The organism is Streptomyces sp. NPDC034670 (assembly GCF_055574875.1).
In genome coordinates this window covers 5,533-11,100 of sequence record NZ_JBVITR010000010.1, presented here as the reverse complement: position 1 = coordinate 11,100, position 5,568 = coordinate 5,533, and the positions used below count along the sequence as shown (strand labels likewise).

Sequence of the window (5,568 nt, the reverse complement as noted above, 5' to 3'; positions counted from 1 at the left end):
CTCTCCACCCGCACTGGGCCCCTTTCGGGGGGGTCTGTTGGTAGGGGCGGCGCCCCCCCCCCCCCCCCCCCCCCCCCCCCCCCCGCCACCCGCCATCCGCCGCCCCGCCACCCGTCGGCCGCAAGCCGCCGGCCGCCGGTCCGGCCGGCGCTCAGCGCGCCCGCTCGGCCCGCCACGGCAGCTCCGCCGTCACCCGGGTGGGGCCGCCGAGCGGGGAGTCCACCACCAGGATCCCGTCCACCGCGTCCAGCCGCTCCGCCAGCCCGGCCAGCCCGGAGCCCGCGGACGCGTCGGCGCCGCCCACGCCGTTGTCCACGACCTGCAGCATCAGCCGGTTCTCCGTCCGCCACACCTCCACGGCAGCCCAGGTCGCCCGCGCGTGCTTGCTGACGTTCTGCAGCAGCTCCGAGACCGTGAAGTAGGCGATGCCCTCGATGGCCGGCGCGGGCCGCTCCGCCAGGTCCACCTCCACCTTCACCGGGACCGTGCAGCGCGAGGCGACCGAGGACAGGGCCGCGTCCAGGCCCCGGTCGGTCAGCACCGCCGGATGGATGCCGCGCGCCAGGTCCCGCAGCTCCTGCAGGGCCGTCTTCACCTCGCCGTGCGCCTCGTCCACCATCCGCGCCGCCACCTGCGGGTCCTCCCGCAGCTTCTCCTTCGCCAGCCCCAGGTCCATGGCGAGGTTCACCAGCCGGGCCTGCGCCCCGTCGTGCAGGTCGCGCTCGATGCGCCGCAGGTCGGCGGCGGCCGTGTCCACCACGACCCCCCGGTCCGACTCCAGCTCCACCACCCGCGTGGCCAGCCGGGACGGCCCGAGCAGCCCGTGCACCATCACCCGGTCCACCGTCGTCAGCGCCCGCACGATCCACGGCGTGGCGATGGTGAACAGCAGGCCCACCAGCGCCGTCACCGTGATCTCGAACGGGTTGTCCAGGTAGATCCGGTGCTGCTCGTCGCCGTAGAGCTGGATCCCGCCCTGACCGGCGTACACCGGGAACACCCAGAAGTACAGCGGGTACGTCAGCAGCGACCAGCCCACCGACCAGACGGTCACCACGACCGTGAAGGAGAACACCGCCCACGGCAGCTGGATCACCGCGTACAGCAGGGACCGCCACGAGGCGCCGCTCTTGAGCACGGCGCCGATCCACGCCGTGAACCCCTGCCGCCTCGTCCGCGGCGGTTCCGGCTCGGCCACCTCCAGGCCCAGCAGCCCCCGGGCCCGGGCCCGCTCCACCGCGCCGAACCCCCGGCAGCCGGCGAGCGCCGCCGCCAGCACCGGGACGCCGAGGAACGTCACCAGCAGGCCGGCCCCCAGCGACACCATCGTGACCGCGTACGTGAACAGCAGGATGCTGATCGGCAGGCTCAGCAGCACGTAGCCCAGCTCCCGCCAGGTGCGCCCCTCGACCGGCGCCCGCAGCGCGGCCGGCAGCCGGTGCCGTCGTCCCCCGGGGACACCGGGATGCCCGGGCCTCGTGTCGAGCCCGTAGCCCTGTCCGTCATACGTGGCCATCGGCGTCGTCCTTCTCCTCGTCCCGCGGCTGTGCTGTCGTACCTCCAGCCTGCTGTGCCGCGGGTCGGCGGACCATGGAGTCCGTCGCAGTCCCGGACGGGGGGTTATCCCCACCTCCGGCCGCGGGCGGCCGCCCCCGCGGGCGCGTCCCCGGCCGCCTTGCCGGCGTTCTTCCCGGCCGCGCCCCTACTGGCCCTCCCGGCCGCGCCCCCGGCCGTCCTCCCGCCGGTCCGGGCGCCCTCGGCGGGCACGCCGGAGCGGTCCCACCACGGCAGCTCCGCCGTGACGGTCGTCGGACCGCCCTCGGGCGACTCCACGACGAACAGACCGTCCACCGCGCCCAGCCGGTCGGCGAGGCCCCGCAGCCCCGTGCCGCCGTCCAGGCTCGCGCCCCCGCGCCCGTCGTCCCACACCTGGACGAGCAGCCGGCCCTCCGACCGCCACACGTCGACCGCCGCCGCCCGTGCCCGGCTGTGCTTGCTGACGTTCTGCAGCAGCTCGGAGACGGTGAAGTAGGCGATGCCCTCGATGGCGGCGGCCGGCCGTTCGGCGAGGTCGACCGTCACCTTCACCGGGACCGTGCAGCGCGAGGCGACCGAGGACAGGGCCGCGTCCAGGCCCCGGTCGGTCAGCACCGCCGGATGGATGCCGCGCGCCAGGTCCCGCAGCTCCTGCAGGGCCAGCTTCACCTCGCCGTGCGCCTCCTCGACCATGGCCGCCGCCGAGTCGGGGTCCTCCAGCAGCTTCTCCTTCGCCAGGCCCAGCCCCATGGCGAGGTTCACCAGCCGGGCCTGCGCCCCGTCGTGCAGGTCGCGCTCGATGCGCCGCAGGTCGGCGGCGGCCGTGTCCACCACCACGCCCCGGTCGGACTCCAGCTCGGCGATGCGCCGCTCCAGCTCGTCGGAGGGCGACAGCAGGCCGCGCACCATCATCCGGTCCACGTCGGCCAGCCCCCGCACGACGAACGGCAGCACCGGCCACAGCACGAACAGGCCGGTCAGCGTCGTGACGAAGGTGAGGACGCCCCAGGGCAGGCGTATGAGCTCGTACAGCACCGTGCGCCAGCCCACCGGGTCCTTCACCGCCATCCACAGCTGCGGCCAGAACCCCCGGGCGCCGCGCCGCGGCAGCCGGCTCGGCTCCTCCACCCGCACCCCGAGCAGCTTCCTCGCCCGGGCCCGCTCCGCCCTGCCCAGCAGCCGCGCGCCCATCAGCCCGGCGGCGAGCACCGGGAACCCGACCACCGTGACGGTCAGCCCGACCCCCGTGAACAGCACGGTCACCACGTAGACGAAGCCGACCAGTGACACCGGCAGGTTCGCCAGGAGGTGGGCGATCTCCTTCCAGGTGTGCGCGTCGTACGCGAAACGGGGCGGTGGCGGGCGGTCGCCGTGCCCGGCCGTGTCCGGGTCCGCCGTCACCGGGGTACCCGGGGAGGGGTGTCGTTCGGTCATGTGCATCAGCGTGCCCGGAGCCGGGGGACGGCGCCATGAGGCCGGCCGCCCCGCCGCCCTGAGGAAAACCCCACCCCCCTGTGGTCCGAGGGGCGACGGGCTGCTTACGGTGCCTTTATCAGGGCCTAGACTCCCTGCGTACAGATCGTCGAACCGCGATGCTCACGGGCACGGATCAAGGCACGGATCAAGGCACGGACCAGGGACACCAGCCAGGGAGTGAGGGTGGACGTGCGGGAACCGACCGTCGTCGGGACGACCGTCGTCGCGGCGGACTACTTCCAGTCCTACGCGGTCGTCGGACTGCTGGCCGTCGTCGGCGTGCTGTTCGTCGCGGTCGCCTTCGGGGCGGGGCGCCTGCTGCGCCCCGTGGTCCCCACCCCCGAGAAGCTCCTGACGTACGAGTGCGGAGTCGACCCCGTCGGCGAGGGCTGGGCCCACACCCAGGTCCGCTACTACGTCTACGCCTTCCTCTACGTGATCTTCGCGGTCGACTCGATCTTCCTCTTCCCCTGGGCGACCGTCTTCGCCGCCGACGGCTACGGCGCGACCACCCTGGTGGAGATGTTCGTCTTCCTCGGCTTCCTCGCCGTGGGCCTGCTGTACGCATACAAGAAGGGCGTCCTGACATGGACGTGACCCCCCCGCCCCCCACGACCCCCTCGGGCTCCCCGACTCCGCCGGCCCCCTCCGCCCCGCCGGCCCCCGAGCCGGTCCTGCTGCCGGAGCCGAAGCGGCTCGGCGCGCTCGCCCGCCTGGCGCCCGAGCCGATGAAGGTGGTCCTCAACTGGGGCCGCCGCTACTCGCTGTGGGTCTTCAACTTCGGTCTCGCCTGCTGCGCGATCGAGTTCATCGCCGCGTCGATGTCCCGCCACGACTTCATCCGCCTCGGCGTCATCCCCTTCGCGCCGGGGCCGCGCCAGGCCGACCTGATGGTCGTCTCCGGGACGGTCACGGACAAGATGGCGCCCGCGGTGAAGCGCCTGTACGAGCAGATGCCCGAGCCGAAGTACGTCATCTCCTTCGGCGCGTGCAGCAACTGCGGCGGCCCGTACTGGGACTCCTACTCCGTCACCAAGGGCGTGGACCAGATCATCCCGGTCGACGTCTACGTCCCGGGCTGCCCGCCCCGGCCCGAGGCACTGCTCCAGGGGATCCTCAAGCTCCAGGAGAAGATCGCGCGGGAGTCGCTCGGGGAGCGGTACGGGACCGGTTCCGGCGCGGGACGCCCGTCGGCGGCGGCGCTGCGGAGCGGGCTGGTCGAACCGCCGGCGCCCGGCGGATCCGGCGGGACACCGGACGCGGGGGAGGGGCGATGACCGCGGTCGGCTGGCTCCCCGCCGACGCCGAGGAGCTGTTCGGCACGGGCGCCACGGCGGAGGAGTCCTACGGCGTCCTGACCGTCGACGTGCCCCCCGCCTCCTGGATCCCCGCCCTGGAGACCGCGCGCGACCGCATCGGCTGCACGTTCTTCGACTGGCTGAGCGCGGTCGACGAACCCGGCACCGGCCTCCACGTCACGGCGCACGTCGCGGCCCTGTCGCCGGTGCGGCGCCTGCTGCTGCGCACCACGGTCCCGCACGAGGCGCCGGTGCTGCCCTCCGCCGTGGACGTCTACGCGGGCGCGGCCTGGCACGAACGCGAGACGTACGAGATGTTCGGCATCGACTTCACGGGCCACCCCGCCCTGGAGCACCTTCTCCTGCCGGACGGCTTCGAGGGCCGCCCCCTGCGCAAGGACTTCGTCCTCGCGGCCCGCGTCGCCAAGGCCTGGCCGGGTGCCAAGGAGCCCGGGGAGCCCGAGCACGGCGGCCCCAGGCGCCGCCAGATGCTGCCCCCCGGGGTCCCCGACCCCAACGAATGGGGCCCGCTGAAGGGCCAGCTCCCGCCTGCCCCGGCCCGTGCGGCCCGCGGCGCCGGCCGGGCGGCCGCGGGGGCGGCAGGAGCGGCCGGGGAACGCCCCGCGGCCGCCCGGCCGGCAGGCGACCGCCCCGTGCGCCGCACCCGCACGGCGGCACAGGGCTCGGCGAGCCAGGTCGCCGGGGGCGCGGCGGGCGCGGACACCGGTGCCGCCGCGGAGCCGGCCCGCCCGTCCGGACCCGCCGCGCCCCCCGCGCGGCGTGCCCGGAGCGCGAGCGAGGGCTCGGCGTCCCAGCGTGCCGCGGCCCGTGGCGCCGGCGGCCCCCGCAGGGCGCGCAGCGCGTCCGAGGGGTCCGCGAGCCAGCGTGCCGCGGCGGACCGGGCGGCGTCGCCGGGCGGAACCGGACCGGCGGACGGCGCCCCCGCCCCCGGACCCGCCGGGGGCGGCCCGGAACGGAAGCCCTCCGGCGCGCCGCGCAGCCCGGACGCCCCCTGGCACCACGCCCGCCCGGCCTTCGAGGCCGAACGGGGGACCGGGGCCCCGGACGCGCCCCGGGACACCGCCCCGGGCACCGCGGGCGGTCCCGGGACCCCGGCCCCCGGACCGGAGCAGGCCCCGAAGGGGCGCGACGTCCCCCGGAGCCCGGGCGACGACAGTCCCGGCGACGGCGGCCCGGGCGACGACAGTCCCGGCGACGGCGGCCCGGGCGACGACAGTCCCGGCGACGGCGGCCCGGG

5 protein-coding genes are annotated in these 5,568 nt (G+C 75.8%); 3 read left to right on the top strand and 2 right to left on the bottom strand.

What is annotated here, in order from left to right; genetic code table 11:
- Window positions 1-151: 151 nt before the first annotated feature.
- Entirely contained in the window at window positions 152-1,516 is a 1,365-nt protein-coding gene (locus tag ACZ56B_RS09995) for a sensor histidine kinase (RefSeq protein ID WP_468788152.1), read from the bottom strand.
- A 104-nt stretch (window positions 1,517-1,620) separates the two neighbouring features.
- Window positions 1,621-2,970 (bottom strand): sensor histidine kinase, encoded by a 1,350-nt coding sequence (locus tag ACZ56B_RS09990; protein ID WP_468788150.1) that lies wholly within the window; start codon window positions 2,968-2,970, stop codon window positions 1,621-1,623.
- Between the two features lie 231 nt (window positions 2,971-3,201).
- On the opposite strand from ACZ56B_RS09990, the gene ACZ56B_RS09985 reads away from it, so the two are divergent.
- From ACZ56B_RS09985 to ACZ56B_RS09975, 3 genes are all read left to right on the top strand, one after another.
- The gene (locus ACZ56B_RS09985) at window positions 3,202-3,609 is read left to right on the top strand and encodes an NADH-quinone oxidoreductase subunit A (RefSeq protein ID WP_468788148.1); all 408 of its coding nucleotides are present in this window, start codon (window positions 3,202-3,204) and stop codon (window positions 3,607-3,609) included.
- Window positions 3,600-4,289, top strand: coding sequence for an NADH-quinone oxidoreductase subunit B (locus ACZ56B_RS09980; protein ID WP_468788146.1), 690 nt, complete (start codon window positions 3,600-3,602; stop codon window positions 4,287-4,289). Before ACZ56B_RS09985 ends, ACZ56B_RS09980 begins: the two co-directional genes overlap by 10 nt.
- Window positions 4,286-5,568, top strand: a 1,283-nt coding sequence (locus tag ACZ56B_RS09975; protein WP_468788144.1) for an NADH-quinone oxidoreductase subunit C, incomplete at its 3' end; no start/stop codon positions are given. The genes ACZ56B_RS09980 and ACZ56B_RS09975, both read left to right, overlap by 4 nt.